The organism is Pseudomonas sp. LAMO17WK12:I5 (genome assembly GCF_900215165.1).
Lineage (GTDB): Bacteria > Pseudomonadota > Gammaproteobacteria > Pseudomonadales > Pseudomonadaceae > Aquipseudomonas > Aquipseudomonas putida_A.
The window spans coordinates 243,052-259,157 of sequence record NZ_OBDS01000006.1; the positions used below are offsets into that span (position 1 = coordinate 243,052).

2 protein-coding genes (1 of these 2 running past the window's edge) are annotated in these 16,106 nt (G+C 63.9%); both read left to right on the top strand.

Going from position 1 to position 16,106, the window contains the following annotated elements; translation table 11 throughout:
• A complete protein-coding gene (locus CRO59_RS12610) occupies nt 1–12,321 on the top strand; it encodes a non-ribosomal peptide synthetase (protein WP_097087677.1) in 12,321 nt (4,106 codons plus the stop codon).
• A protein-coding gene (locus CRO59_RS12615) for a non-ribosomal peptide synthetase (protein WP_097087679.1) crosses the window boundary here: on the top strand, nt 12,321–16,106 show its beginning. Its footprint extends 11,208 nt past the window's final position; only the first 3,786 of its 14,994 coding nucleotides appear in the window; the start codon lies at nt 12,321–12,323; the stop codon falls past the right edge of the window. Before CRO59_RS12610 ends, CRO59_RS12615 begins: the two co-directional genes overlap by 1 nt.

Below are 16,106 nucleotides of genomic sequence, written 5' to 3' on the forward strand. Positions count from 1 at the left end.
ATGAATGCTGAAGACTCCTTGAAACTTGCTCGCCGGTTTATCGGGTTGCCCCTGGAAAAGCGCCAGATGTTCCTCGCGGCCCTGCACAAGGAGGGCGTGGATTTCGCGCGGTTCCCGATACCGGCCGGCATCGCAGCCGAGGATCGTCAGGCGCTGTCTTACGCGCAGCGCCGCATGTGGTTCCTGTGGCAACTCGACCCGCAGAGCGGCGCCTACAACCTGCCCGGTGCGGTGCGGCTCAACGGGCGGCTGAACCTGGCGGCGCTGGAGCAAGCCTTCACCAGCCTCGTGGAGCGTCACGAAACCCTGCGTACGGTGTTCCAGCGCCAGGCCGATGACAGCCTGCTGCAAGTGCCAGCCACCGCGCCGCTGCTGATTAACCGGGAAGACTTCAGCGCATTGCCGGCCAGCGAGCGCGAGCAGGCGGTGATCCGCGCCGCCGAACAGCAGTCGGTGCTGCCATTTGATCTGGCGGTCGGCCCGTTGCTGCGAGTGACCTTGCTCAAGCTCGCCGAGCAGGAACACGTGCTGCTGCTGACCCTGCACCACATCGTCTCCGATGGCTGGTCGATGAACGTGTTGATCGACGAATTCATCCGTTGCTACGACGCGTTCGACGCCGGGCAGGCGCCGCAATTGCCGCCACTGCCGATCCAGTACAGCGACTATGCGCTGTGGCAACGCCGCTGGCTGGAGGCCGGTGAGCAGGCGCGCCAGCTCGACTATTGGCAAGCGCAACTGGGCGACGAACACCCGGTGCTGGAGCTGCCACTGGATCATTCGCGCCCGGCGATGCCGAGCTATCGCGGCACTCGTTACGAGTTTGCGGTCGACGGGCAACTCGCCGAGCAACTGCGTAGCACCGCGCAACAACATCAGGTCACCGTGTTCATGTTCCTGCTCGGCGCTTTCAATGCGCTGCTGCACCGTTACACCGGGCAGACCGATCTGCGTGTCGGCGTGCCGATCGCCAACCGCAATCGCGGCGAGATTGAGGGCCTGATCGGCTTCTTCGTCAACACCCAAGTGCTGCGCACGCAGCTGCACGGCCAGACCCGGGTCGATGAACTGCTGCGGGCGGTCAAGGAAACCGCGCTCGGTGCCCAGGCGCATCAGGATCTGCCGTTCGAGCAACTGGTCGAAGCGCTGAAGCTGGAACGCAGCCTCAGCCACACACCGCTGTTCCAGGTGATGTACAACCATCAGCCGCACGTCGCCGATATCGCCACCATCAGCACCGCATCCGGCCTGCAACTCGACAGCCTCGACTGGCAGAGCCGCACCACCCAGTTCGACCTGACGCTGGACACCTGGGAGAAGGGCGGCAAGCTGCACGCCGCCCTGACCTACGCCAGCGACCTGTTCGATGCACCGACCATCGAACGCATGGCGCGGCACTGGCTGCGCTTGCTGACGGCGATGGTCGCTGATCCGTCGCAGCGCATTGGTGAGTTGCCGCTGCTGGAGGCAGACGAGCAGCGCATGCTGGTGCACGACTGGAACAACGTCCATGCGCAGTACCCGAGCGACACGCCGATTCATCATCTGATCGAAGCGCAGGTCGCGCGTACGCCGCAGGCATCGGCACTGGTGTTCGGCGAGCAGACCCTGAGTTACGCCGAACTGGATGCCCGGGCCAATCGCCTGGCGCATCTGCTGCGCGAACAAGGTGTGCAGGCGGACAGTCTGGTCGGCGTTTGCGCTCTGCGTTCGGTGGAAATGGTCGTCGCGCTGCTGGCGATTCTCAAGGCCGGCGGCGCCTACGTGCCGCTGGATCCGGAGTACCCGCAGGAGCGTCTGGCCTACATGATCGAGGACAGCGGCATCACCTTGCTGCTGACGCAACAGGCGCTGCTGGCAGCGCTGCCGACTGACGGCGTGAAACTCATCACCCTGGATCAGCCGGGGCTGCTCGACCGTTACAGCGATAGCCGTCCGGAGGTCAGCGTTGATCCGCTGAACCTGGCTTACGTGATTTACACCTCGGGTTCCACCGGCAAACCGAAGGGCGCTGGCAACAGCCACGCGGCGCTGGTCAACCGTTTGTGCTGGATGCAGGAAGCCTATGCGCTGGACGCCAGTGATTCGGTGCTGCAGAAAACCCCGTTCAGTTTCGACGTGTCGGTGTGGGAGTTCTTCTGGCCGCTGCTGACCGGCGCGCGGCTGGTGGTGGCCGCGCCGGGTGCGCACCGTGATCCGCTGCAACTGATCGATAGCATCAACCGTCACAGCATCAGCACGCTGCACTTTGTGCCGTCGATGTTGCAGGCGTTCATCCACGAACCGGGCGTGGAAAGCTGCAGCGGACTCAAGCGGATTGTCTGCAGCGGTGAAGCGTTGCCGCTGGATGCGCAGCTGCAAGTCTTCGCCAAACTGCCGAACGCGAGCCTCTACAACTTGTATGGCCCGACCGAAGCGGCCATCGACGTCACTCACTGGACCTGTGTCGATGAAGGCGCGGACAGCGTGCCGATCGGCCGGCCGATCGCCAACCTGCGCACCCATGTCCTCGATGCCGAATTGTTGCCGGTGCCGAGCGGTGTCGCCGGTGAGCTGTATCTGGGCGGCGCCGGGCTGGCGCGCAGTTATCACCAGCGCCCGGCGCTGACGGCCGAACGTTTTGTGCCGTGCCTGTTCCATGACGGCGCGCGCCTGTACCGCACCGGCGACCGTGTGCGGCAGCGTGCCGACGGCGTGATCGAATACCTCGGGCGTCTCGACCATCAGGTTAAGTTGCGCGGTTTGCGCATTGAGTTGGGCGAAATCGAGACCCGCCTGATGCAGCACTCGCTGGTGCGTGAGGCGGTGGTGCTGGTGCAGGGCGGCAAGCATCTGGTGGCTTATCTGGTGCTGGAAAACCCGCAGGCAGACGAGCAGTGGCAGCAAGAGGTCAAGGCGTGGCTGCTCGGCAGTTTGCCGGAGTTCATGGTGCCGACCTACCTGATCACCCTCGACAAATTGCCGGTCACCGCCAACGGCAAGCTCGACCGCAAGGCCTTGCCACAACCGGATGCCGCGCCGCAACAGGCATTCGTGGCGCCACAGGACGCCATGCAAAAAGCCCTCGCGGCGATCTGGGAAGCTGTGCTCGGCCTCGAACGCGTCGGCCTCGAAGACAACTTCTTCGAACTGGGCGGCGATTCGATCATCTCGATTCAAGTGGTCAGCCGTGCGCGACAGGCCGGGATCCGTATCAGCCCGCGTGACCTGTTCCAGTACCAGACGGTGCGCAGTCTGGCGCTGGTCGCGAGCCACGATCATCTGTCCACTGTGGATCAGGGCCCGGTGACCGACGACGCCGTGCTCGGGCCGATCCAGCAGGATTTCTTCAGCCGCGCGATGCCGGTGCGCGAGCACTGGAACCAGTCGTTGCTGCTGACCCCGCGTGAGGCATTGAACGCACAATGGCTTGATGCGGCGCTGACGTACCTGATCAATCACCACGACGCCTTGCGCCTGCGTTTTGTGGAAGGCAGCGAAGGCTGGCAGCAAAGCCACGGCCCGCTGTTGACAGGCGCTGAACTGTGGCAACGCGATGCCGAATCTGCCGAACAGTTGCAGGCGCTATGCAACGAAGCGCAGCGCAGCCTCGACCTGCAAAACGGCCCGCTGCTGCGCGCGTTGCTGGTGACGGTGGCCGACGGCTCGCAACGACTGGCACTGATCATTCATCACCTCGCAGTCGATGGCGTTTCCTGGCGGGTGCTGCTGGAAGATTTGCAGCAGGCTTACGAGCAACTGGCGGCGGGTGGCGGCATTCAGTTGCCGGCGAAGACCAGCGCGTTCCAGAGCTGGACGGCGCGTCTGGCGCAGGATGCGTCGCGTTTCGATGAGCAATTGGGTTATTGGAAAGCCCAGCATCAGGGTGCCAAGGATCTGCCGTGCGACCGCCCGGATGGCAGCCTGCACAACCTGCATGGCGAGAAAATCGAATGGCGCCTCGACGCCGAGCGCACCCGCCAGTTGCTGCAACAGGCGCCCGCCGCCTATCGCACCCAGGTCAACGATCTGTTGCTCACCGCACTGGCGCGCACCATCAGCCGCTGGAGCCAGCAGCCGGGCACGTTGATCGAACTGGAAGGGCATGGCCGCGAAGATCTGTTCGATGACATTGACCTGACCCGCACCGTGGGCTGGTTCACCAGTCTGTTCGCGGTCAACCTGACCGCCAGCGCTGATCTCGACGGTTCGATCAAGGCGATCAAGGAGCAACTGCGCGCGGTGCCGGACAAAGGTCTGGGTTACGGCGTTCTACGGCATCTGGCCGCACCGTCGGTGCGCGCCGAACTGGCCGCGCTGCCGCAACCGCGCATCACCTTCAACTACCTCGGCCAGTTCGACCGCCAGTTCGACGAGGCGGCGTTGTTCGTGCCGGCCGTTGAAACCAGCGGCGTGGCGCAGGATCCGTCGGCGCCTCTGGGCAACTGGCTGACCGTGGAAGGTCAGGTGTATGGCGGCGAACTGTCGATGAGCTGGGGCTTCAGCCGCGAGATGTTCGACAGCGCCACGGTGCAGCACCTGGTCGATCAATACGCCATTGAATTGCAGGCGCTGATCGAACACTGCTGCACGCTACCCATTGCGCAAGCGACGCCTTCGGACTTCCCGCTGGCTCGGGTGACTCAGGCGCAACTGGATGCGCTGCCGGTGCCGGCCGGTCAGCTCGATGATGTCTACCCACTGTCGCCGATGCAGCAGGGTTTGCTGTTCCACACCCTCTACGAGCAAGCGGCGGGGGAATACATCAACCAGTTGCGCGTGGATGTGCAAGGTCTTGACCCTGAGCGTTTCCGCGCCGCGTGGCAGGCCACCGTCGCTGCGCAGGACATTCTGCGCAGCGGTTTCGTCTGGCAGGGCGAACTGGCGCAACCGCTGCAGATCGTCCACAAACAGGTGCAGTTACCGTTCAGCGTTCTCGACTGGCGTCAGCGCGACGATCAGCCGGCAGCCCTCGCAGCGCTGGCCGATGCCGAGCGTCAGCAAGGGTTCGATCTGAGCCATGCACCGTTGCTGCGTCTGGTGCTGGTGCAGACCGCTGCCGAGCAATGGCACCTGATCTACACCCATCACCACATCCTGATGGACGGCTGGAGCAACTCGCAGTTGCTCGGCGAAGTCTTGCAGCGCTACAGCGGTCGCACCCCGGCCCATGGTGGCGGACGTTATCGCGACTACATCGCCTGGCTGCAGCGTCAGGACGCGCAACTCAGTCAGGACTTCTGGAACGCTCAGTTGGCCGCGCTGCAAGAGCCGACCCGACTGGCCCGCGCCGCTACCGGCGGCGAGCGCGACAGTGGTCACGGCGACCATTACCTGACCCTGGACGTGCCGCGCACCCAGGCGCTGGAAGCGTTTGCCCGCCAGCAGAAAGTCACCGTCAACACCCTGGTGCAAGCTGCGTGGCTGCTGTTGCTGCAACGCTACACCGGTCACGAAGCGGTGGCGTTCGGTGCGACCGTTGCCGGGCGTCCGGCGGATTTGCCGGGCATCGAGCAACAGGTCGGCCTGTTCATCAACACCTTGCCGGTGATTGGCGCGCCGCGTCCGGATCAAAGCGTTGGCCAATGGCTGCAAGCGGTGCAGGCACAAAACCTCAGCCTGCGCGACTTCGAACACACGCCGCTGGCGGATATCCAGCGCTGGGCCGGGCAGGGCGGGGAAGCGCTGTTCGACAACATTCTGGTGTTCGAAAACTACCCGGTCGCCCAGGCGCTGAGCCAGGCCGGGCAAGGCCTGACATTCGGTGATGTCGGCAACCTGGAGCAGACCCACTACGCCCTGAGCGTGGCGGTCACCCTCGGTCAGCAACTGGCGTTGCACTACAGCTTTGACCGCAGCCAGTTTGCCGGTGAGGTGATCGAAGGCATCAGTGCCCATCTGCTGCAATTGCTTGAGCAGTTTGCGCTGTCGGCCGAACGCAACCTCGGTGAGATCGCTCTGGCCAGCGCGCAAGAGCATGCCCGCCAGCAAGCCGAAAACCAGCCGCAGCCATACCCGGTGGACATCGCTGTGCATCAGCGCATTGCTGCGCTGGCGGCCGAGCGTCCGCAGCGCACCGCGGTGATCTTCAACGGTCAGCACTTCAGCTATGGCGAGATCGAGCAGCGTGCCAATCAACTGGCTCACGCGCTGATCGCCCGTGGTGTCGGCGCCGAGACTCGGGTCGGCGTGGCCCTGCCGCGCAGCGAGGCGGTGATCGTCGCGCTGCTGGCGGTGCTCAAGGCCGGCGGTGCGTATGTGCCGCTGGACACCAGTTACCCGCGTGAACGCCTGGCCTATCTGATCGAGGATTCAGGGCTGGCGCTGCTGATCAGCGATTCGTCGGTATCGGCGCAATTGCCGGTGGCCGAATCGGTGCCGTTGCTGGAGCTGGATCGTCTCGACCTGCGCGAATTGCCGATCACGGCGCCACAGGTGCCAGTCGATCCGCATAACCTCGCGTACGTGATCTACACCTCCGGTTCTACCGGCAATCCGAAAGGCGTCAGCGTTGCCCACGGCCCACTGGCGATGCATTGCCAAGCCATCGGTCAGCGCTACGAAATGCGCGACAGCGACTGCGAATTCCACTTCATGTCGTTCGCCTTCGACGGCGCCCACGAACGCTGGCTGACCAGCCTGACCCACGGGGCTTCGCTGCTGATTCGCGACGACACGCTGTGGACGCCGGAGCAGACCTATAACGCGATGATCGAACACCGCGTGAGCGTGGTTGCGTTCCCGCCGGTGTACCTGCAACAACTGGCCGAACACGCCGAGCGTGTCGGCAGCCCGCCGAAGGTGCGGATCTATTGCTTCGGCGGCGATGCGGTGCCGAGCGCCAGTTTCGAACGGGTCAAACGCGCGCTCGATCCGGACTACATCATCAACGGCTACGGCCCGACGGAAACCGTGGTCACGCCATTGATCTGGAAGGCTGGCCGTGAAGAGCCATGCGGTGCCGCTTACGCGCCGATCGGCAGCCGGATCGGCGACCGCAGCGCCTACGTGCTCGACGCCGATCTGAACCTGCTGCCACAAGGCATGGCCGGTGAGCTGTACCTCGGTGGTACCGGGTTGGCGCGGGGTTATCTGAACCGTCCGGGGCTGACTGCTGAGCGTTTTGTCGCCGACCCGTTCAGCGCAAATGGCGGCTTGCTTTATCGCACCGGTGACCTGGTGCGCCAGCGCGTCGACGGCACGTTCGACTATCTGGATCGCATCGACAATCAGGTGAAGATTCGTGGGTTCCGTATCGAACTGGGCGAAGTCGAAGCGGCGCTGCAAGCCCTCGACGGCGTGCGTGAAGCGGTGGTCGTGGCGCAGGAAGGCAGTGCCGGCAGTGGCAAGCGTCTGGTGGCCTACGTGGTCGGCGATTCGGCCCGTGACGGCTTCACCGAAGACCTGCGCGCGCAGCTCAAGGCCAGCCTGCCGGCGCACATGGTGCCGGCGTATGTCCTGCGTCTTGAGCGCATGCCGCTGACGCCGAACGGCAAGCTCGATCGCAAGAACCTGCCAAAACCGGACGTCAGCCAACTGCAACAGACCTACCTCGCGCCACAGACGGCGCTGGAGCAGCAACTGGCGGCGATCTGGCAAGACGTGCTCAAGCTTGAGCAGGTCGGCGTCAGCGACAACTTCTTCGAACTGGGTGGCGACTCGATCATCTCGATTCAAGTGGTCAGCCGGGCGCGGCAGGCCGGGATTCGCTTCAGCCCCAAAGACCTGTTCCAGCACCAGACCATTCAGGCCCTGGCCACGGTGGCGCAGACCGGCGAAGCCGTGCAGCCCATCGATCAGCATGCGCAAACCGGCAAAACCGCGCTGCTGCCGATTCATCAGGCATTTTTTGCCGAGGCGATTCCCGACCGTCACCACTGGAACCAGTCGGTGATGCTCAAGCCGACTCAGGCACTGGACGCTCAGGTACTGGAGCAAGCGCTGGATGCGTTGGTGGTTCAGCACGACAGCTTGCGTCTGGACTTTGTCGAGCAGGCCACGGGTTGGTCGGCGCACTACCGCGACGTCGCCACGCAAGCGGGGGAAACCATTCTCTGGCAAGTCGAGGTCGCTGATCTCGCCGCCCTTGAGGCACTGGGCAACAAGGCCCAGCGCAGCCTGCAACTGAGCGGCGGTTCGCTGATCCGCGCGGTGCTGGCGAACCTGGCTGATGGCAGTCAGCGCCTGCTGCTGATCGTCCATCACCTGGTGGTCGATGGCGTGTCGTGGCGGATTCTGTTTGAAGATTTGCAACGTGCTTACCGGCAGATTCTCGCCGGTAACGCCGTGCAGTTGCCGGCCAAGACCAGTGCGGTCAAAGCCTGGGCGGCAGCGTTGCAGGACTACGCCACAACGCCTGCGTTGCAGGCCGAGCTGGGCTTCTGGCAGCAGCAGTTGCAGGGCGCTTCGGCGGCTTTGCCTTACGATCATCCGAACGGTGGGCAGCAACACGATCAGGCGCTGACGATCCGTAGCAAACTGGACAAGGCCCTGACCCGTCAACTCCTGCAGGATGCGCCACAGGCCTATCGCACCCAGGTCAACGATCTGTTGCTGACCGCGCTGGCGCGGGTGCTGGTGCGCTGGACCGGTGACGACAATGCGCTGGTATTGCTTGAGGGCCATGGTCGCGAAGACCTGTTCGAACACATCGATCTGACCCGCACCGTGGGCTGGTTCACCAGCGTATTCCCGGCACGCCTGGCACCGGCCGCCGAACTCGGCGCGTCGCTCAAGCAGATCAAGGAACAGCTGCGGGCGATTCCCCACAAGGGCATCGGCTTCGGCGCACTCGCGTACCTCGGTGATGAATCGGCGCGTGCCACCCTGCAAGCCTTGCCGGCGCCGCGCCTGACCTTCAACTACCTCGGCCAGTTCGATGGCAGCTTCGACGCTGCCAGCGATGCCCTGTTCGTGCCGACCAGCGAGTCCGGCGGCGCAGAGGTCAATCTGCAAGGGCCGCTGGGCAATCCGCTGGCGCTCAACAGCAAGGTATTCGGCGGTGAGCTGGACCTGAGCTGGACCTACAGCGGCGCGATGTTCGACACCGCCACCATCCAGCGTCTGGCCGACGACTATGTGCAGGAACTGACCACGCTGATCGGCCACTGCTGCGACAGTGCCAACCGTGGCGTGACGCCGTCGGACTTCCCGCTGGCGCAACTGTCGCAAGCGCAACTGGATGCGCTGGTGCTGGAGCCGCAAGGCATCGACGACATTTATCCGCTGTCGCCGATGCAGCAGGGCATGCTGTTCCACACCTTGCTCGAACACGGCAATGGCGACTACATCAACCAGATGCGCCTGGACGTCGACGGCGTCGATCCGCAACGCTTCCGCGCGGCGTGGCAGGCGGCGGTAGATGCCCACGACATCCTGCGCAGCGGCTTCTTCTGGCAAGGCGATCTGCCGCAACCGGTGCAAGTGGTGCAACGTCAGGTCGAGGTGCCGTTCAGCGTGCTCGACTGGCACGGCAGGACTGATCTGGAGGCAGCGCTGCAAACCCTCGCCGATGAGGAGCGCGCACTGGGTCTGGACCTGAGTTGTGCGCCGCTGATGCGCCTGGTGCTGGTGCGCACTGCAGCCGAGCGTTATCACCTGATCTACACCAACCATCACATCCTGATGGACGGCTGGAGCAGCGCGCAGTTGCTCGGTGAAGTGTTGCAGCATTACAGCGGCGAAGCGGTCGCCCGTGGCGCGGGTCGCTACCGTGATTACATCGCCTGGCTGCAACGTCAGGATGGCGCGGCGGCGCAAGCCTACTGGCTGGCGACGCTGGGCAATCTGCAGGAACCGACGCGCCTGGCCAATGCCATCGCGCGGCCGCACGCCGGTTTGCCGAGCGTGGGTTATGGCGATCATTACCAGGTGCTGGACGCTGAGCTGAGCCAGCGCCTGGGCGAGTTTGCCCGGGCCGCGAAAGTCACCGTCAACACCGTGGTGCAAGCGGCGTGGCTGCTGCTGTTGCAGCGCTACACCGGCAAGGATTGCGTGGCGTTTGGTGCCACCGTCGCCGGGCGCCCGGCGGATCTGCCGGGCGCCGAAGCGCAGATCGGTCTTTTCATCAACACGCTGCCGGTGATCGCCGCGCCGCCCGCGCAGCAGAGCGTGATCGCCTGGCTGCAAGCGGTGCAGGCGCAGAACCTCGCCTCGCGCGAGTTCGAACACACGCCGCTGGCGGATATTCAGCGCTGGGCCGGGCAGGGCGGTGACGCGCTGTTCGACAGCCTGATGGTGTTCGAGAACTACCCGATCGGCGAAGCACTGGAACGCGGTGCGCCGCAAGGTCTGCGCTTCGGCGCGGTGGCCAATCAGGAGCAGACCAACTATCCGCTGACCCTGCTGGTGAACATGGGCGCGCAACTGTCGGTGCATTTCAGTTATCAGCGCGACAGCTTCGCTGCGGCCAGCGTGGCGCAGTTGGGCGCGCATCTGCAGCGTCTGCTCAGCCAGATGGCGGATGGCGGGGAACGTTCGCTCAGTGAACTGAACCTGATTGAACACGGCCCGCAAGTGAACAGCGATTTCGTTACCGAGCAGTGCATCCATCAAGCCATCGCCCATCAAGTGGCGGTGACCCCGGATGCCCTGGCGGTGACCTTCGCCCATATGCAACTGAGCTACGGAGAATTGGACGCGCAGGCCAACCGTCTGGCGCACAAACTGCTTGAGTTGGGCGTCGGCCCGGAAGTGCGCGTGGGCGTGGCGATGCCGCGTTCCGAGCAGTTGCTGATTGCCTTGCTTGCGGTGCTCAAGGCTGGTGGCGCTTACGTGCCGCTCGACCCGGACTACCCGGCGGATCGCGTGGCTTACATGCTTGAAGACAGCCGGGCGCGGGTGTTGCTCACCGAGCAGGCGGTTGCAGCGACCCTGAGCGTGCCGGGCGATACGCAAGTGCTGCTGATGGATCAGGTTTCGCTAAGCGGCTATTCGGCTGTTGCACCACACACCAAAGTGCAACCGGGCAACCTCGCCTACGTGATCTACACCTCCGGCTCCACCGGCAAACCGAAAGGCGTAGCCATTGCCCATCGCAACGTCATGGCGCTGATCGACTGGTCGGCCAAGGTCTACAGCCGTGATGACATACAAGGCGTGCTGGCCTCGACGTCGGTGTGCTTCGACCTGTCGGTCTGGGAGCTGTTTGTCACTCTCGCCAACGGCGGCTCGCTGATCATTGCGCGAAATGCGCTGGAGCTGGCGCAACTGCCGGCCCGCGATCAGGTGCGCCTGATCAACACTGTGCCGTCGGCGATTGCTGCGCTACAGCGTGCCGGGCAGATTTCACCGAGCGTGCGCATCATCAATCTGGCGGGTGAACCGCTGAAACAAGCGCTGGTGGAGGCGCTGTATCAGCAGTCGACGGTCGAGCACGTTTACGACCTGTACGGCCCGTCGGAAGACACCACTTACTCGACCTGGACCCGCCGCAGTGCTGGTGGCCAGGCGCGGATTGGTCGTGCGCTCGATTACAGCGCCAGTCATCTGCTGGATGCCGATCTGCACGCGGTGCCGCAAGGCGTTTCGGCCGAGCTGTACCTGTCCGGCGCCGGTATCACGCGCGGTTATCTGGGGCGTGCGGCGATGACCGCCGAGCGCTTCGTACCGAATCCTTTCGTCGGCAGCGGCGAGCGCATGTACCGCACCGGCGACCTGATTCGAGAGCGCGAGGAGGGCGAGCTGGAGTACATGGGCCGGATTGACCATCAGGTGAAAATTCGTGGATTCCGCATCGAACTGGGGGAGATCGAGGCGCGATTGCTCGCGCAACCGGCAGTCACCGAGGCGGCGGTGCTGGCCGTCGAGAGCGATACCGGCGCGCAACTGGTGGCGTATGTGGTCGCCCCGCAACTGGAGATGCACGACGGGGACGCGCAGCGCCAACTGCGCGAGGGACTAAAGACTGGCCTCAAGTCTTCGTTACCTGACTACATGATTCCCGCGCACCTGCTGTTCCTTGAGCAGTTGCCACTGACCCCCAACGGCAAACTCGACCGCAAGGCCCTGCCGGCGGTCGATGCCAGCCAGATGCAGGCCGCGTATGTCGCGCCGCACAGTGAGCTTGAGCAGCAGGTCGCGGCGATCTGGCAGCAAGTGCTCGAAGTGCAACGCATCGGTCTGAACGATCACTTCTTCGAACTCGGCGGGCACTCGCTGCTGGCGGTCAACGTGGTGTCGCGCATGGCCCTTGAACTGGGCCTGACGCTGACCCCGCAACTGTTATTCCAGCACCCCGTCCTGAGCGATTTTGTCGCTCGACTCGATACAGGAGGCGGGGCAATCAACGAACAGAAACTGAGCAAGCTGGAAGCCCTGCTTGACGATATGGAGGAAGTCTGATGGACAAGAGTGTTGCTTTGAGGGTAGCCAAGCGCTTTATCACTCTGCCGCTGGACAAACGTAAGCTGTACCTGGAAAAGATGCTCGAAGAGGGCGTCTCTCCGGCCAACCTGCCGATCCCGGAAACACGTTCCGGGTTTGCGGCGATTCCTCTGTCGTACGCTCAGGAACGTCAACTGTTCCTCTGGCAAATGGACCCGCACAGCACCGCGTATCACATCCCCAGTGCCCTGCGCCTCAAGGGGCGGCTGGATGTGGCGGCGCTGGAGCGCAGCTTCAACGCCGTGGCGGCGCGTCACGAAAGTTTGCGCACCACCTTCGCCGAGCAAGGCGAAAGCTTTTGCCAGGTAATTCACCCGCAGCTGCCGCTGAGCATCAGCCTGACGCCATTGCCGGAGGGCCTCGATGCCGCCGGGGAAGACGCCGCGATCAAGGCCTTTGTCGAGAGCGAAACCGCACGCCCGTTCAATTTGCAGCAGGGCCCGCTGCTGCGGGTGGCGCTGCTCGAAGTGGCACCGGACGATCATGTACTGGTGCTGATCCAGCACCACATCATCTCCGATGGCTGGTCGATCAAAGTCCTGGTCAACGAGCTGATTCAGCATTACGGCGCCGACACCGCCGGGCAGCCGCTGAGCCTGCCGGAACTGGAAATACAGTACGCCGACTACGCGATCTGGCAGCGGCACTGGCTGGAAGCGGGCGAGCGTGAGCGCCAGTTGGCCTACTGGGTCAAGACCCTGGGCGGCGAGCAGCCGGTGCTGGAGCTGCCGATCGATTTCCCGCGTCCGGCCGTGCAAAGCCTGCGCGGTGCGCGGCTGGAACTGAACCTGCCGGCTGACCTCGGTGACGCCCTCAAACAGCTGGCGCAGCGCGAAGGTGCGAGCCTGTTCATGCTGCTGCTGGCGTCGTTCCAGGCGTTGCTGCATCGCTATAGCGGACAGGCGCAGATTCGCGTCGGGGTGCCGACCGCCAACCGTAACCGGGTCGAGACCGAAGGCCTGATCGGCTTCTTCGTCAACACGCAGGTGCTGAGTGCCGAGGTCAGCGGGCAACTGCCGTTCAACCAGTTGCTGGCTCAGGTCAAGCAGGCGGCGATGGACGCGCAGGCGCATCAGGATCTGCCGTTCGAGCAACTGATCGAAGCTTTGCAACCGGAGCGCAGCCTGAGCCACAGTCCGGTGTTCCAGGTGATGTTCAACCACCAGACCAGCCGTGACCAGGGCCGCAACGCGGCGCAGTTGCCGCAGTTGAGTGTCGAGGATGTGCAGTGGGAAGGGCGCACCGCGCAGTTCGACCTGACGCTGAATACTTACGAGTCCAGCGACGGCTTTGCCGCCGAGCTGACCTACGCCACCGATCTGTTCAAAGCTGAAACCGTCGAGCGTCTGGCACGTCACTGGCAGAACCTGCTGCGCGGTATCGTCGCCGCACCGAGCCAGCGCGTCGGCGAATTGCCGTTGCTGGAAAGCGCCGAACACGGCGTGCTGTTGCAGGACTGGTTGCGCAGCGCCGACCGCACTGCGCAAGCCGAATGTGTGCAGCAGGATTTCTCCCGGCGTGCGCAGCAAACGCCGCAGGCCACTGCACTGATCATCGGCGAAGACGTGCTGAGCTACGGCGAGCTGGATGCCCGCTCCAGTCAACTGGCGCACAAGCTGATCGAGGCCGGTGTCGGCCCGGATCAATTGGTCGGCATCGCCGTCGAACGCAGTGTGGAAATGATCGTCGGCCTGCTGGCGATCCTCAAGGCCGGCGGTGCTTATGTGCCGCTGGACCCGGCGTATCCACAGGATCGCCTGGCCTACATGATCGAGGACAGCGGCCTGCCATTGCTGCTGACCCAAAGCCATTTGCAGGCGCAGCTGCCGATCCCGCAGGGCGTGCAAACGCTGTTGCTGGATCAACCACACGAGTGGCTGGCGGCTTATCCACAGACCGCGCCGGACGTGGCAGTCAATGGCGAGCATCTGGCCTACACGATCTACACCTCCGGTTCCACCGGCAAACCGAAAGGCGTGATGGTGCGCCACGCGGCGCTGAGTAATTTTGTCGCGAGCATGATCGAACAGCCGGGCATTTGTGCCGCCGATCGCATGCTGTCGCTGACCACCTTTTCGTTCGATATTTTCGGCCTGGAAATCTACGGCCCATTGCTGGCCGGTGCCTGTGTGGTGCTGACTGGCAAGGACGTGCATCAAGACCCGCAAGCGGTGCTCGAACTGATCGCGCGTCACGCCGTGACGGCGCTGCAAGCCACGCCCTCGACCTGGCGCCTGCTGCTGGACAATGAACAGGCGCCAATCCTGGCGGGCCGCACGTTCCTCTGTGGTGGTGAAGCGCTGTCGCAGGAACTGGCGCAACGCATGCTCGCACTGACGCCGAGCGTGTGGAACCTCTACGGCCCGACCGAAACCACTATCTGGTCGGCGCAGCACGCCTTGAGTGCGGATAGCAGCCGTCCATTCCTCGGCACGCCGATCGACAACACCGCGTTGTATATCCTCGGCAGCGACCTGGAGCTCAATCCGCTCGGCGCCCCGGGGGAACTGCTGATCGGCGGCGACGGCCTCGCTCGTGGTTACTTCCAGCGCCCGAGCCTGACTGCCGAACGCTTTGTCCCTGATCCCTTTTCGAAAACCGGCGCGCGTCTGTACCGCACCGGCGACCTGACCCGTTACCGCGCCGAAGGCGTGATCGAGTACATCGGGCGGATCGACCATCAGGTGAAAATCCGTGGTTTCCGGATTGAACTCGGCGAGATCGAAGCGCGTTTGCTCGCCCTCGACAGCGTGCGCGAAACAGTGGTGGTTGCGCAGGACGGTCCGACCGGCCCGCAACTGGTCGGCTATGTGGTGCCGACCGCTGACGCTTTTGATGAAGGCGAACTGCGCGCCGCATTGAAAGCCAGCCTCAAGGCCGAGCTGCCGGAATACATGGTGCCGGCGCACCTGTTGTTCCTCGCGCAGCTGCCGCTGACGCCGAACGGCAAAGTCGACCGCAAAGCCTTGCCGGCACCTGACGCCAGCCAGCTGCAATCGACTTACATCGCCCCGCAGACCGCCACTCAGCACAGCGTCGCCGAGATCTGGCAGGCGGTGCTCAAGCTCGATCGCGTAGGCCTGAGTGACAATTTCTTTGAACTGGGCGGCCACTCGTTGCTGGTCACGCAAGTGGTCTCGCGCGTACGTCAGGCGCTGAACGTTCAAGTGCCGCTGCGCACGTTGTTCGAACACAGCACGCTGGAAGACTTCGTCGCCGCGCTGGGTGTCGATCAGGCGCATCGGGAGCCGCCGATTGTTGCCTTGCCACGCCAGCAACCGCTGGCGCTGTCCTATGCCCAGGAGCGTCAGTGGTTCCTCTGGCAACTGGAACCGACCAGCACCGCTTATCACGTGCCGGCGGCATTGCGTCTGAGCGGTGAGCTGGATTTGCCAGCGTTGCAGCGCAGCTTCGACGCGCTGATCGAACGCCACGAATCGCTGCGCACCTGCTTCGTCGAACAACAGGGGCAGACCCTGCAAGTGATCCAGGCTCATGGCACGCTTGATCTGCAGGTGCAGGACGTGGCAGCGGATCTCGACGAGGCGGCGCTGCAAGCGCTGGTCGCCGCCGAAACCCTGCACCTGTTCAATCTGCAGCAAGGCCCGTTGCTGCGGGTCAAACTGCTGCGTCTGGCCGCCGATGACCACGCGCTGGTCATCACCTTGCATCACATCGTCTCCGATGGCTGGTCGATGAATGTCATGGTCGATGAGCTGGTGGCGTTGTATGCCGCCTACAGC